At 74.4% G+C, this 13496-nt stretch carries 12 protein-coding genes; 4 read left to right on the top strand and 8 right to left on the bottom strand.

Features of this window, described 5'->3' with window-relative positions:
* Positions 1-10: 10 nt before the first annotated feature.
* Both ACIF8T_RS31280 and ACIF8T_RS31285 read left to right on the top strand, forming a co-directional pair.
* Complete coding sequence (locus tag ACIF8T_RS31280) at positions 11-346, top strand: hypothetical protein (RefSeq protein ID WP_400039622.1); 336 nt, start codon at positions 11-13, stop codon at positions 344-346.
* A 122-nt stretch (positions 347-468) separates the two neighbouring features.
* Positions 469-1641 carry an NlpC/P60 family protein gene (locus ACIF8T_RS31285; RefSeq protein WP_400039624.1) on the top strand — a complete coding sequence of 391 codons (1173 nt, stop codon included), beginning with the start codon at positions 469-471 and terminating at the stop codon, positions 1639-1641.
* A gap of 279 nt (positions 1642-1920) precedes the next feature.
* Here ACIF8T_RS31285 and ACIF8T_RS31290 read toward each other — a convergent pair whose 3' ends face one another.
* From ACIF8T_RS31290 to ACIF8T_RS31310, 5 genes are read right to left on the bottom strand one after another with little or no spacing between them, the layout of a single operon-like run.
* On the bottom strand, positions 1921-3183 hold the full coding sequence (locus ACIF8T_RS31290; protein WP_400039626.1) for a styrene monooxygenase/indole monooxygenase family protein: 1263 nt from the start codon (positions 3181-3183) through the stop codon (positions 1921-1923).
* A gap of 33 nt (positions 3184-3216) precedes the next feature.
* The gene (locus ACIF8T_RS31295) at positions 3217-3864 is read right to left on the bottom strand and encodes a GTP-binding protein (protein ID WP_400039628.1); all 648 of its coding nucleotides are present in this window, start codon (positions 3862-3864) and stop codon (positions 3217-3219) included.
* The gene (locus ACIF8T_RS31300; RefSeq protein WP_400039629.1) at positions 3845-4258 is read right to left on the bottom strand and encodes a DUF742 domain-containing protein; all 414 of its coding nucleotides are present in this window, start codon (positions 4256-4258) and stop codon (positions 3845-3847) included. Before ACIF8T_RS31300 ends, ACIF8T_RS31295 begins: the two co-directional genes overlap by 20 nt.
* Positions 4255-4758 (bottom strand): roadblock/LC7 domain-containing protein, encoded by a 504-nt coding sequence (locus ACIF8T_RS31305; protein WP_400039630.1) that lies wholly within the window; start codon positions 4756-4758, stop codon positions 4255-4257. The genes ACIF8T_RS31300 and ACIF8T_RS31305 overlap by 4 nt, the downstream gene beginning before the upstream one ends.
* Positions 4755-7583, bottom strand: coding sequence for a nitrate- and nitrite sensing domain-containing protein (locus ACIF8T_RS31310; RefSeq protein WP_400039632.1), 2829 nt, complete (start codon positions 7581-7583; stop codon positions 4755-4757). The genes ACIF8T_RS31305 and ACIF8T_RS31310 overlap by 4 nt, the downstream gene beginning before the upstream one ends.
* Before the next feature lie 369 nt (positions 7584-7952).
* Between ACIF8T_RS31310 and ACIF8T_RS31315 the strand changes: the two genes are divergently transcribed.
* Entirely contained in the window at positions 7953-8738 is a 786-nt protein-coding gene (locus ACIF8T_RS31315; protein WP_400039634.1) for a protein phosphatase 2C domain-containing protein, read from the top strand.
* Positions 8739-8776: 38 nt separating this feature from the next.
* On the opposite strand, the gene ACIF8T_RS31320 is transcribed toward ACIF8T_RS31315, so the two are convergent.
* On the bottom strand, positions 8777-9271 hold the full coding sequence (locus ACIF8T_RS31320; RefSeq protein ID WP_400039636.1) for a MarR family winged helix-turn-helix transcriptional regulator: 495 nt from the start codon (positions 9269-9271) through the stop codon (positions 8777-8779).
* Positions 9272-9486: 215 nt separating this feature from the next.
* Entirely contained in the window at positions 9487-11913 is a 2427-nt protein-coding gene (gene lon / locus ACIF8T_RS31325; RefSeq protein ID WP_400039638.1) for an endopeptidase La, read from the bottom strand.
* A 174-nt stretch (positions 11914-12087) separates the two neighbouring features.
* On the opposite strand from lon, the gene ACIF8T_RS31330 reads away from it, so the two are divergent.
* The gene (locus tag ACIF8T_RS31330; protein WP_400039640.1) at positions 12088-12747 is read left to right on the top strand and encodes a GNAT family N-acetyltransferase; all 660 of its coding nucleotides are present in this window, start codon (positions 12088-12090) and stop codon (positions 12745-12747) included.
* A 3-nt stretch (positions 12748-12750) separates the two neighbouring features.
* Here the strand turns inward: ACIF8T_RS31330 and ACIF8T_RS31335 are convergent, their stop codons facing one another.
* The gene (locus ACIF8T_RS31335) at positions 12751-13434 is read right to left on the bottom strand and encodes a TetR/AcrR family transcriptional regulator (protein WP_400039641.1); all 684 of its coding nucleotides are present in this window, start codon (positions 13432-13434) and stop codon (positions 12751-12753) included.
* Positions 13435-13496: the final 62 nt, after the last annotated feature.

A 13496-nucleotide genomic window follows, 5' to 3' on the forward strand; every position in this document is an offset into this window, starting at 1 on the left:
CACTGGTGCCGTGAAGAGCGAAGACACCCCCTTCGAGGGCGGCCCCATGGACGGCCGGGTGCTGCCCGTGCTGCTGGGCATCACCGGGCACCCGCCCAAGACCTACCGCATCCCGGTGCCGGACGCGCGGGGCGGACCGCCCACCGTCCTCGTCTACCGGCGCGTGCCCCGCGGGCAAGGCGGGGCCGGGCTGACCCGGCGGTGGAAGTACGCCTACGACCCGGAGGGCGACGCCGGCGGCCGCCTGAAGTGGCCCTGGTCCCGGCCGGACCCGGCCCCCGGCACGAGGCGCGGCGGCGGGCCGGACGCCACGCCGGACGGCAAGCCGGACGACGCCGACGGGTGACACCGTTGCGCCGAACCGCGCACACCCGGCGCGCGGACCGCGCCCACCCGCCCCATGCTCACGGTGCGAAGCGGCTGTAAGCAGGCGGCCGGAAGGCCGCGCCCCGCACCGGAGGTGATGACGTGTCAGGAAGGCTTGCCCGTCTGGTCTGCACGGCGGCGCTGGCGGCCGGGACCGCCCTCGCGCCCGCACCCGCCGCGGCCGCCCCGGGTCCCGCCGGCCCCCAGGAGAAGCCGCTGGCCGAGCTGCTGACGGACCTTCAGCGCCTGTACCGGGAGGCGGAGCGGGCGACCGAGGCGTACAACGCCACCGAGGAGAGGCTGAGGAAGCAGCGCGCCGAGTCCGCACGGCTGGACCGCGCCCTCGCCCGCGTCCGGCTCGCCCTGCACGACAGCCGGGGTGCCGCGGGCCGGCTGGCCCGGCAGCAGTACCAGAGCCACAGCGACATCTCCCCGTACGTACGGCTGCTGCTCGCCCGCGATCCGCAGCACGCGCTGGACCAGGGGCACGTGATCGGGCAGGTGGCGCGGGAGCGGGCGAGGACGGTGGGGCGGCTGGCCGCCGGCGAGCGCCGGGCCGGCGAACTGGCCCGCGCGGCGCGCAAGGCCCTCGACGCCCGGCTCGCCCTGGCCGAGCGGCACCGCGAGGCACGGGACGACGTCCGCGAGCGGCTGCACGACGTGGAGGAGCTGCTCGCCGGTCTCTCCCCCGCCCGGCTGGCCCGGCTCGCCGCACTGGAGGCCGGCGGCGTCGCGAAGGCGCAGCAGGCGTTCATGGCCTCCGGCGCGCTCGGCGGCGGTGCCCCGCGCAGGCCGTCCCGGCAGGGCGACCTGGCGGTGCGCTACGCGGTGGCGCAGCTCGGGAAGCCGTACGAGTGGGGCGCGGAGGGGCCGGAGTCGTACGACTGCTCCGGGCTGACCTCGGGGGCGTGGGCGCACGCCGGGACGCCGATCCCCCGGACCAGCCAGGAGCAGTGGAAGCGGTTGACGCGGATCCCGCTGGGCGAACTCCGCCCCGGTGACCTGGTGATCTACTTCCCCGAGGCCACCCACGTGGCGATGTACCTCGGGGACGGCACGGTGGTGCAGGCGCCCCGGCCCGGCGCGCGGGTGAAGGTGTCGCCGATCGCGGCCAACCCGGTGCTGGGCGCCGTGCGCCCCGACCCGGGCGCCCCGCCCGTGCGGCGGTACGCGCCGCCGGAGCTGCCCGCGGGGGCGGCGCTGGGGTCCGACGAGGGCTACGCGTCGGCCGCGGCCCCGGACGGCTCGGCCGGCCGGGCCGCGGCCGGGGGGTGACGCGGCCCGGAGCCTCGGCCTGTACGGCCTGACGACGTGGATCTCCCGGGGCCGGACCGAGCGGCGGGGCAAGCCGGTGGGCGACCGCACCGCACCGGGACGCGGGCCCGTCACGCGCCGGGTGCGCGCGGCGCCGAGGGCGGGGACGCCCCGTGCCCGCTGCGGGCCGGTGCGTCCCTTCCCGTCCCGTGGGTGCCGTGCCCGGTGCGGCCGCGGCCCCGCGCGGGCGGCCGGGCACCGGCGCGGCAGGTCCCGGCCGGCACCCCGCGGCCGGGCGGGTTACGCGCCCGCCGCCCCGGAGACCTCCATCAGGTACGCCTCGGTCTTCTGCGGGTCGTAGAAGAAGTTCTCGAAGTCGGCCGGGTTGTTGAAGCCGTTGGCGAAGCGGTCGGCGACGGGCTGGATCTCGCCGGCGGCGCCGATGAGGTTCAGGACGTGCTCGGGCGGCGGGGCGAGCATGGTGTTGGTCCACTTGGTGACGTGCTGGGCGGTGTCCCAGTAGCGGTCGAAGGTGGCCCGCATCCAGGCCTCGTCGAAGGGCTTGTCGCCGTGTTCGAGGATCGAGGCGAGGTAGGCGGCGGCGCACTTGGACGCCGAGTTGGAGCCCTGGCCGGTGATCGGGTCGTTGGCCACGACCACGTCGGCGACGCCGAGGACCAGGCCGCCGCCGGGCAGCCGGCCGATCGGGTTGCGGACGGTGGGGGCGTAGCGGCCGGACAGGGTGCCGCCCGCGTCGGTCAGCTCGACCTTGGTGGCCCGCGCGTACTCCCAGGGGACGTACCGCTCCATGAGTTCCAGGGTCAGGGAGAGGTGCTCCGCGGGGTCCTTGACGCCGTTGAAGACGTCCAGCGGGCCGCCGGGTATGCCCTCCCAGAACAGGATGTCGGCGCGGCCGGAGGTGGTCAGGCACGGCATCACGAACAGCTCGCCGACCCCGGGGACGAGGTTGCAGCGCACCGCCTCCGTGTCCGGGTGCTCGGGGCGCGGGCCGAGGCCGTGCACGTACGACACGGCCAGGGCGCGCTGCGGCTCGCTGTACGGGGAGCGCTCGGGGTCGCGGCCGAACATCTGCACCAGCTCGCCCTTGCCCGCCGAGACCAGCACCAGGTCGTAGGTGCGGGAGAAGTAGTCGAGGTCGCCGACGGCCGCGCCGTGGATGACGAGCTGCCCGCCGCGCTGCGCGAAGGTCTCCATCCAGCCGGCCATCTTCACCCGCTGGTCGATCGACTGGGCGTGGCCGTCGAGCCTGCCCAGCCAGTCGATGGCACGGGCCGCGGGGCCCTCGGCCCAGGAGCCGGGGGCGGCGACCGAGACGCCGAGTCCTTCGATCTTCGGGGCCTGGGACTCCCAGAAGTTCAGCTGGAGATCGCGCTCGTGCTGGAGTGCCGTGTGGAACATGCACTGCGTCGACATGACCCGGCCGGTGCGGATCTCGTCCGCCGTCCGGTTGGACATCAGGGTGACCTCGTACCCGTTCGACTGGAGGCCGAGGGCGAGCTGGAGACCGGACTGGCCGGCTCCGACGACGAGTATCTTCCGCATGCGGGGTGGCTCCTAGAGGGACTACGACTTGGCCTACTCGGGGGTTTCCTCGAGCGCGTGGGCCACGAGGGCCAGGAGGGTCTCGATGACCGAGATCCGGCGCCGCGCATCCATGATCATGACAGGTATGTGCGCCGGGATGGTGAGGGCCTCCCGCACGTCCTCCGGTTCGAACAGCTCGCTTCCGTCGAAGTGGTTGACCGCGACGACGTACGGCAGTCCGCAGCTCTCGAAGTAGTCCAGTGCCGGGAAGCAGTCCTTCAGGCGGCGGGTGTCGGCCATGACCACGGCGCCGATCGCGCCGCGCACCAGGTCGTCCCACATGAACCAGAACCGCTGCTGGCCCGGCGTGCCGAACAGGTAGAGCACCAGGTCGTCGTCGAGCGTGATGCGGCCGAAGTCCATGGCCACCGTGGTGGTCGTCTTGTCCGGCGTGGCGGTGAGGTCGTCGTGCTCCTCGCTCGCCTCGGTCATCAGCGCCTCGGTCTGCAGGGGCGTGATCTCCGAGACGGAGCCGACCAGCGTGGTCTTGCCGACGCCGAACCCGCCCGCCACCACTATCTTCGTCGCGATCGGGGCGCGGGTGGTGTCCGTCTGCCAGGACCGGAGGGTCTCGTCGGGCTCGACGAACGAGGAGGAACCAGCGACGCCGTGAGCGGCGTCAGAGACGACGGAGTCCACTCAGCACCCTTTCCAGCAGAGCCCGGTCCGGGCGGCCCGTGCCGTGGCCGGTTCCCGTTCCGTACACACGGATCTTTCCCTGGTCCGCGAGGTCGCTCAGGAGCACGCGGACCACACCGAGCGGCATCTTCAGCAGCGCGGCGATCTCGGCCACCGTACGCATACGGCGGCACAGTTCGACGATGGCCCGCATCTCCGGCATGACCGAGCGCAGCGAGCCGTTCGTCAGTTCCTTGCGCTCCTGCGGGGCCTCCAGGGCGGCCACGAACGTCTCGACGAGCAGGACGTGGCCGAAGCGGGTGCGCCCGCCGGTGAGCGAGTAGGGGCGGACCCGGGCGGGCTTGCGGTCGCCGCCGCGGACCGGGAGCTGGTGTTTCTTCGAGATGCTGCTCATCGGGTGCTCCCTGTCGACTCGGCCTCGAGGGACTTCCGTAGCTCGCTGCGGAGTTCGGGGGTCAGGACGTGTCCGGCACGGCCGACGAAGAGCGCCATGTGGTACGCCACCACGCTCATGTCGCAGTCCGCGGAGCCGTGCACGCCGAGCAGCGAGCCGTCGCTGATCGACATCACGAACAGGCTGCCCTCGTCCATGGCGACCATCGTGTGCTTGACCCCGCCGAAGTCCATCAGCTTGGCGGCGCCGACGGTGAGGCTGCCGATGCCGGAGACGATGGTGGCGAGGTCGGCGGCGGAGCCGCGCGGGCCGGTGCGCGTCACCGCACGGGTCTGCCGGGCCTCCTCGACGCGGTCGGCGTCGGAGGACAGCAGCAGCAGTCCGTCGGAGGAGACCACCGCGACGGAGAGGATGCCGGGCACCTCCTCGACGAGGTTGGTCAGCAGCCAGTGCAGATTGCGGGCCTCACTGCTCAGTCCGAAGGTACTGGGCGCGGTCAACTGCTTGCCTCCTCGACTGTGCCCCCCGTGGCTTGGTCGGATTCTGCGGTTCCTGCGTACGGCGACTTGTGTCCGCCGGTCTTCTCGGCGATCTCCGCCTCCACGTCGCGGTAGCCCGCCTGGGCCCCCTGGCGGAAGCCGCCCAGGCGGCGGCGGAGGGCGTCGGCGTCGACGGAGCCGGAGCGCTGGCGGGGGGCCTGTGCGGGTGCGGTGATCTTGGGGGTGCGCTTGGGGAGGCCCTTGTCGGTGACGAGTTCCCCCTCGTCGGGGCCGTCCGGGGTGCGCGTGTGCTCCGTCTCGGTCTCGGTCCGGGCGCCGGCGTCGGCGTCGGTCCGGGCGGCGGCTTCGGCCCCGGCGTCGGCCGCGGCCTCGGTCCGGGCGACGGCGTCGGCTGCGGCTTCGGCTTCGGTGGAGCCGTTCCCGCCCGCGCCGCCGGCAGGGGTCTCGTCGCCGGGTGCGGAGGGCTCCTGCGGGGCCGGCTCGCCGGCGGCGGCCGGCCGCGGGTCGTCCTGCTGCTGGGCCGGGATCAGCAGCTCCATGGTGGTCTCGGCCGGGGTGTCCGGCGCGGACCGCTCCGCGGCGTTCTCCCGGACCGCCTTCTCCGCCAGGGCCACCAGCGGGTCCGTGTCCTTCGGGCGGCCGTGCAGGACGTTGGAATTGGCCTCCGCGTCCGCGCCCGGCAGCGAGAAGGTCTGGGTGGTGCCGGAGACCGGGCCGGCGGCCGGCACCGCCGCCGTCGGGGCGGCGGCCAGCAGCGTCCTGGGCAGGACCACGACGGCGGCCACGCCGCCCTGCTTCTGCTCGCGCAGCTGGACGCGCACGCCGTGCCGGTGGGCCAGGCGGGCCACCACGTACAGGCCGAGGCCCAGGCCGTCCTCGCCCTCCTGGTCGTAGGGGGACTCGGGGTCGAAGTCGGCGAGCCGGGCGTTGAGGCGCTCCATGCGGTCGCCGGCCATCCCGATGCCCTCGTCCTGGACGGAGAGCATCACCTCGCCGTTCTCCAGCAGCCAGCCGGAGACCTCGACGGGCAGGTCGGGCGGGGAGAACGAGGTGGCGTTCTCCAGGAGTTCGGCCAGCAGGTGGCTGAGGTCGTCCGCGGCGAACCCGGCGATGTGCGCGTGCGGCGGCAGCGCGGCGATGCGCACCCGCTCGTAGCGCTCGATCTCGCTGACCGCGGCCCGGACGACGTCGACGAGCGGCACGGGGTGGGCGGTGTGCTGGACGTGCTCGGTGCCGGCGAGGACCAGCAGGTTCTCGCTGTGCCGGCGCATGACCGTGGCGAAGTGGTCCAGCTTGAAGAGGGTGGCGAGGCGGTCGGGGTCCTGCTCGCGCTCCTCCAGGCCCTCGATGACGGACAGCTGCCGCTCCACCAGGCCGAGGGTGCGCAGCGCCAGGTTGACGAAGGTGCCGCCGATGGCGGTGCGCAGCCGCTCCATTTGGGTGGCGGCCTCGGTCAGTTCGGCGCGCAGTTCCTCGCGGGCGTCGGCCATCTTCTGGCGCTGGCCGACCAGGTGCTTGCGGTCGGACTCCAGGGTGGTGACCCGCTCGGCGAGGGCGACGGCGTGCGCGTGCAGGGCGTTGACCGAGCGGACGACCTGGGCGAACTCGTCGTTGCGGCCGGTGAAGGTGACGGGTTCCTCGGCGGCCGGGTTCTCCGCCCCGGCGAGCCGGGCCGAGCCGCGGCGCAGCACGGAGAGCGGGCGGGTGAGACTGCGGGCCATGCCCGTGGCGACGCCGACGGCGAGCAGCATCAGGGCGCCGAGGACCGCGACGCGGATCTCCAGCGCGGTGACGTCCTCGTCGCGCAGCGCCTCCAGGTCCTTGGTGCGCTTGTCGTAGAGGGCGGACTCCACGCCGCGCATCAGGTCGACGCGGGCGGAGAGGGCGGCCTCCAGCTTCCCGGCGTCGGTGCCGAGTTCGGCGTCGGCGAGGGCCGGCTGGTCGGTCAGGCGGGCGAGGTACTTCTCGGCGGCGTCGGCCTCGGGGCCGGTGACCGTGGAGTCGTAGCTGGTCCGGGCCGTCCGGGGCGCGGTGTCGCGGAAGTCGGCGAGGGCCGCGTCGGAGCGCAGCCGGGCCTGCTGGGCGGCGGCGGTCAGGGCGTCGCGCGTCTCGGTGTCGGCGTCCGAGGAGGTGGCGGCCGTGGTGGGCAGGCCGGTGACCGGGTCGATGACGGTCTGGGTGCCGCGCGGCACGCTGAGGGCCGCGAGGAGCAGGCCGCGGGCGGCGGCGGCCTGCTGGACGGCGGTGTCCAGCTCGGCGAGGGGGTGGGCGCCGGAGGCCGCGCGGGGCGGGGTCCGTTCGGCGAGCCGCTCGGCGAGCCGGTGCAGGTCGGTGATGGCGGCGGAGTACGCCTGGTGCGCTTCGAGCGGGCTGCTCTTGCCGGTGAGCGCGGCGCGCCGCACGGCGGCGATGCCGTCGAGGTCGGAGCGCAGCGAGGCGGGCGTGTCGGTGTCGGCGCGCAGCTCCTCGACCTGCCGGTCGACGCGGGCGCTGCGCTGCTCGGAGGGCGCCTTGGCCTTGGCGCGGCCGGCCGCGAGGTAGGAGGTGACCTCGTCCCGCTCGTCGGCGAGGGAGTGGGCCAGGGTGAGGGCGTCCTGGGTCTGCTCGGCCAGCGTCACCAGCTGCTGCGTGTCGTGCAGTTGCCGGGAGGCGTCGAGGACCGAGGGGGTCCCGGCGCCGGCGATGGCCGCGGCCACCACGGCGACCGCGACGATGAGCCGGTTGCGTACGTGGGTCGGGCGGCCCTTGCCGGTGGTGGGCGTCTGTTCGGCACCTCCCGCGGGGGCCGTCTGCTTGCCTGTGCGACGAGGCCGCGTCTTCTGCACCGGTGCTCGCATTCCTGACTCGTGTACCCATGGGCCCGGGTGACGCTCCGTCAACTGGCGCGTACTCCGGGTACTGTTCCCGACCCTCCCAGTGCCGGTGGGCAGTGGCCGCGCATCACCTGACCCGCCACCTGAAGGAGTGAACATCGGAGGGGAGTTGACGGGCAAGTTCCCCTGGCGCGTGCAGCGGTCTTGCCCGGCACGCCGGTTGGACTCCGACGGCGGCCCGGTGGCAGTATTCGCCACCACGCGCGCCCGGACCCCAGCATTCCCTCCCAAAACAGGCGTCTGACCTGCGGGACTGCGCCGGTTCGGGAACCGATGCCGGTCTTTCGCGCACCATGTGAAGGGCTCGTGCAGACTGGCCGGATGCGCACGGAACTTGTTTCGGAGCCCGGTGGTCCGGACCGCCCCAACGAGGACTTCGCGAGCGTCGGAGTACCCGCTTCGGGACAGGGCGGTTCGCTCGTGGTGCTGGACGGCGTGACGCCGCCGCGAGGACCGACCGGGTGTCTGCATTCCGTCCCCTGGTTCACCGCCCGGCTCGGCGGGGCGCTGACCGAACTGACCGTTTCACTCCCGGATGTTCCGCTGGACGAGGCCCTGTCCCGCGCCCTCGCCCGTACCGCCTCGGCCCATGCGGCGACCTGTGACCTTTCTCACCCTCGGACGCCGCAGGCAACGGTGGTGCTGGCGCGCTGGTCACCGGCCGCGGTGGAGTACCTGGTCCTGTCGGACTCGGCCCTGCTGATCGAGTCCCCCGACGGCGCGGTCACGCCCGTCCTGGACGACCGCCTGGCGCGCCTGCCCCGCGCCGCCCTGGCCACGGACGCGCTGGTGGACACCACGGTCCGCAACAAGGAGGGCGGCTTCTTCACCGCCGCCGCGGATCCGGCGGTCGCCCGCCGGGCGGTGACGGGGACCCTGCCGCGCGCGCGGGTCCGCGCCCTGGCCGCGCTGACGGACGGGGCCGCGCGCTGGGTGGAGACGTTCCGCGAGGGCGACTGGACCGACTGCTGCACGCTCCTGCGCAAGGAGGGCCCGGAGGCCCTGGTGGAGCGGGTCCGGGCGCTGGAACGGGCGGACGGGGACCGGGCGTACCTGGGACGGGGCAAGCGGCACGACGACGCGACGGCGGTGTACGTGCGGCTGTGAGGCAGGGCGGGGCGCCGAGCCGGAGGAGCGGACGGCCGCTACTTCTCCATGCCCCGGTTGAGCTGGTGCAGCAGCCGGGCCAGCTCGGTGACCTCGCGGGAGTCCCAGTCGGCGAGGCGGCGGGCGTAGCGGGCGCGGCGGGCCTCGCGGACCCGGCGCACGCGCTCGTGGCCCTCCGGGGTGAGGGCGACCAGCCAGGCGCGCCCGTCGGCGGGGTCGGGCTCGCGGACCACGAGGCCGAGTTCGTGCAGGGCGCGCAGCTGGCGGGACATCGTGGCCTTGCCGACGCCGATGTAGGCGGCGAGCTCGGTGGCCCGCTGCGGGCCGTGCTCGTCCAGCCGCACGAGGAGGCCGTACGCGGAGGACTCCAGGTCGGGGTGGACCTCGCGGGCCATCTCGCCCTGGTTGGCGCGGGCGCGCCGGAGCAGGACGGTCAGCTCGCGCTCCAGTGCGAGGAAGGCGGGCTCGTCCACAGCGCTCCCGGACCCGCCGGGCCCGTCCTCGCGGTTCGCGCCGTTTCCCTCTTCGTGCACGTCAGCCCCTGCCTCGGTCTTCCGGGGCGGGGAAGCCTCCCGCCCGTCGCCGCCGTCGCCGCAGCTCCGCCAGTATTTCGCAGGCGTGCACCGGCGGCAGCCGGACGACCAGGACCTTAGTGGCATGCTCACGACCGGCTGCCCTCCGGGTCCGGGCGCGGCGGAGGCCCGGGCCCCCGCGCGGGAGCCCGGGCCTCCTGGTCCGGCGGCGTCCGTCACGCCGCCACCGGGACCTCCTCGGCCGCCGCACCGCTGGTGGCCGGCGCGAGGGCCAGCTCCAGGACCTGGCGGACGTCGGTGACGGCGTGGACGTCGAGCTTGTCCAGCACCTCGGCCGGGACGTCGTCCAGGTCGGGCTCGTTGCGCTTGGGGATGATCACGGTGGTGACCCCCGCCCGGTGCGCGGCGAGCAGCTTCTGCTTGACCCCGCCGATCGGCAGCACCCGCCCGGTCAGCGAGACCTCGCCGGTCATCGCCACGTCCGTGCGGACCAGGCGGCCGGAGAGCAGCGAGGCCAGCGCGGTCGTCATGGTGATGCCGGCGCTCGGGCCGTCCTTGGGGACCGCGCCCGCCGGGAAGTGGATGTGCACGCCCCGGTCCTTCAGGTCGCCGACCGGCAGTTCGAGCTCGGCGCCGTGCGAGCGCAGGAAGCTCAGCGCGATCTGCGCGGACTCCTTCATCACGTCGCCCAGCTGGCCGGTCAGGGTCAGGCCCGCCGCGCCCGTCTCCGGGTCGGCCAGCGACGCCTCGACGTACAGCACGTCACCGCCCGCGCCCGTGACCGCGAGGCCGGTGGCGACGCCCGGCACCGACGTCCGCCGCTCGGCCGGGTCCTGCGCGGACTCGGGCACGTGGCGCGGCCGGCCGATCAGGTCGCGCAGGTCGTCCGCCGTGACGGTGAACGGCAGCTCCCGCTCGCCCAGTTCGTGCCGGGCCGCGACCTTGCGCAGCAGCCGCGCTATGGACCGCTCCAGGGTGCGCACGCCCGCCTCGCGCGTGTACTCCCCGGCGAGCCGGCGCAGCGCGCCCTCCTCGACGGTCACCTCGTCCTTGTCCAGGCCGGCCCGCTCCAGTTGGCGCGGCAGCAGGTGGTCCCGGGCGATGACGATCTTCTCGTCCTCGGTGTAGCCGTCGAGGCGGACGATCTCCATGCGGTCGGCCAGGGCCTCCGGGATCGCCTCCAGGACGTTGGCGGTGGCGAGGAAGACCACGTCCGACAGGTCGAGCTCGACCTCCAGGTAGTGGTCGCGGAAGGTGTGGTTCTGCGCGGGGTCCAGGACCTCCAGCAGGGCCGCGGCCGGGTCGCCGCGGAAGTCCGAGCCCACCTTGTCGATCTCGTCGAGCAGCACGACCGGGTTCATCGACCCGGCCTCCTTGATCGCCCGGACGATCCGGCCGGGCAGCGCGCCGACGTAGGTGCGGCGGTGGCCGCGGATCTCGGCCTCGTCGCGGACGCCGCCGAGGGCGACGCGGACGAACGTGCGGCCCATGGCGTGGGCGACGGACTCGCCGAGCGAGGTCTTGCCGACGCCGGGCGGGCCGACCAGCGCGAGCACCGCGCCGCCGCGCCGCCCGCCCACGACACCGAGGCCCCGCTCGGCGCGCCGCTTGCGCACCGCGAGGTACTCGGTGATGCGCTCCTTCACGTCGTCCAGGCCCGCGTGCTCGGCGTCGAGGACGGCCCTGGCGCCCTGGATGTCGTACGCGTCCTCGGTCCGCTCGTTCCACGGCATCTCCAGGACCGTGTCGAGCCAGGTGCGGATCCAGGAGCCCTCGGGCGACTGGTCGGAGGCGCGCTCCAGCTTGTCGACCTCCTTGAGCGCGGCCTCGCGGACCTTCTCGGGCAGGTCGGCGGCCTCCACGCGGGCGCGGTAGTCGTCGGACTCCTCGCCCTCCTTCTCGCCGTTGAGCTCGCGCAGCTCCTTGCGGACGGCCTCCAGCTGACGGCGCAGCAGGAACTCGCGCTGCTGCTTGTCGACGCCCTCCTGGACGTCCTTGGCGATGGACTCGGCGACGTCCTGCTCGGCGAGGTGGTCGCGCAGTTGCTGGGTGGCGAGCTTCAGGCGGGCGACCGGGTCGGCGGTCTCCAGGAGCTGCACCTTCTGGTCGGTCGTCAGGAAGGGCGAGTAGCCGGAGTTGTCGGCGAGCGCGGAGACGTCGTCGATGGCCTGGACGCGGTCCACGACCTGCCAGGCGCCGCGCTTGCGCAGCCAGGCGGTGGCGAGCGCCTTGTACTCCTTGACCAGTTCGGCCACGTGTCCCGGCAGCGGGTCCGGCACGCTCTCGCCGACCTGGGTGGCCTCCACCCACAGCGCCGCTCCGGGCCCGGTGGTCCCGGCGCCGATCCGGACCCGGCTCCGGCCGCGGACGAGCGCGCCCGGGTCGCCGTCGGCCAGCCTGCCGACCTGCTCGACCGTGCCGAGCACACCGGTGCCGGCGTACGTGCCGTCGATGCGCGGCACCAGCAGGACCCGGGGCTTGCCGGCCTGTGACGTGGCGGCGGCCTGGGCGGCCTCCACCGCCGCGCGCACCTCGGAGTCGCTCAGGTCGAGCGGGACCACCATCCCGGGCAGGACGACCTCGTCGTCGAGCGGCAGCACGGGCAGGGTGAGCGGTGTGTGGGCCGAGGACTCAGTAGCCATGATCTCCCCTTCGGCAGTCAAGTTGAGTTATGCCGACTCAATGCTCGTGAGCCTTCGGATGTTCCCTCACCCCTGTTCGCCGTGAGCGATCACGGGTGCCGAGCCGGGCGAGCGGTGACATACCGTCCTTCCGGTAAGAGCTGACATTGCTAAGCGAGCATTACGGGGGTGCCGGTGGACGGGATCGTGCGGTCCTGGGTGGACGGGTGGGTCGTCTCGCGCGGGGCGGCGCCGCCCGTCGTCGAGCCGTGGGGCTGGACCGTCGACGTCGGCCTCGGCGGCCACGTCACGCGGCACGTGTTCGGCGCGGTCGGCGAGCGGGCCGACGAGGCGGCCGTGCGCGAGGTCGCGGGCGCGGTGACCGGCGCCGGGGTGTGGCTGAAGGTGTTCCGGGAGCCCGCGGCCGTCGCCGGGTGGCTCGGCCCGGGATGGCGGGTCGACCCCGAGCCCGGCCACCTGATGACCGTCGCCCTGGCGCCCGCGGCACAGGAGCCGGAGCTCCCCGGCGGCTACCGGCTGCGCACCTGGTCGCGCGGCGGTGTCGTCCGCGCGATGGTGGCCGCGCCCGACGGCTCCTGGGCCGCCCGCGGCCAGATCGCGCCGACCGGTGCCACCGCCGTCGCCGACCAGGTCGAGACCTCCCCGGCGCACCGCCGCCGCGGGCTCGGCAGCGCCGTGATGCGCACGTTGCAGCGGGCGGCGGCCCGGCAGGGCGCGGAGACGGGCGTGCTGGCGGGCACCGAGGCGGGCCGGGCGCTGTACGAGTCGCTGGGCTGGACGGCGGTGGCGCCGCTGACCAGCGCGCGGTTCACGGGGGCGGACGGGGGCCGCTGACCCTCACCCGCCCCGCGGCGCCCCCGGCCCGTCCGCCGCGATCGACCGCAGCAGGCGGCCGGTGTACGCCCGGTAGCGGCCGACCAGGTCGAAGCCCTTCGGGTCGAGCACCCACTGGAGCTGGAAGCCGTCCATCACCGCCGCCAGTTCCTGGGCGACCTCCAGCACGTCGGTGTCCGGCCTCAGCTCCCCGCTCTCGACGGCCCGCCGCAGGGTGGCGGAGCAGTGCCCGACCACCTGGGCGTACCGGTGGCGGAAGTACGCGTGCGCGGGGTGCCCGGCGTCGCCCGCCTCGGCGGCCAGGACGTTGAACATCCGGGTGCGGCCCAGCCGCCGGCTGTTGTACTCGGCCAGTTCGACGAGCGTGGCGAACAGCTCGGCGGCCGAGTCGAACTCCCGGGAGAAGAAGCGCTCCCGGTCGAACTCGTCGGTGCGGGCCAGCACCGAGACGAGCAGGTCCTCCTTGCTGCGGAAGTGGTGCAGCAGACCGCCCTGCGTGATGCCGACGTCCTTGGCGATGCGGGCCAGGGAGGAGGCGTGGAAGCCCCACTGGGCGAAGTGCTCGACGGCGGCGTCGAGGATGCGCAGGCGGCGCTCCTCGCCCACGGCGTAGGTGCCCCGGCCGGACCCCGTGCCGGCGCTCCGGCCCGGACCCCTGCCCGCTGCGCGGCTCTCCGTGCGCTCCATGCCGGTCACCCTAGCCGACGGCCGGACGCGGCTTACACGAGTAAACAGGGCCGGATTTCAAG

The organism is Streptomyces sp. NPDC085946 (assembly GCF_044540485.1).
Lineage (GTDB): Bacteria > Actinomycetota > Actinomycetes > Streptomycetales > Streptomycetaceae > Streptomyces.